The sequence below is a fragment of the Paraburkholderia sp. SIMBA_027 genome, assembly GCF_046535315.1.
Lineage (GTDB): Bacteria > Pseudomonadota > Gammaproteobacteria > Burkholderiales > Burkholderiaceae > Paraburkholderia > Paraburkholderia tropica.
Window position 1 is genome coordinate 1 of the sequence record NZ_JAWRWY010001332.1, and the last position, 246, is coordinate 246.

1 pseudogene is annotated in these 246 nt (G+C 56.5%); it reads right to left on the reverse strand.

The window, feature by feature from the left end:
* Positions 1 to 246, reverse strand: a pseudogene (locus SB764_RS43490) (hypothetical protein); the annotation flags it as partial.

The following is a 246-nucleotide window of genomic DNA, read 5'->3' on the forward strand; positions in this document are numbered from 1 at the left end:
TGCGTGCCATCAGTCGATGCTGCAGGCAATGGAGGTTCCATCGCAATCAACTTCTGCGGCAGTTCAGGATGCTGTTGCAGGTAGTGTTCGAAGTTGGTAACGGCATCGCGGGTACGGGTAATTTCATAGCCGGACGCATTCATATTGACGACGAAGCCAGCAGGGGCAATCCCCACCAGTACCAGCATTACCAGGCCGATCCCTTTTTGTCCGTCGTTCGCGCCGTGCGAAAACGCCACGCCCGCA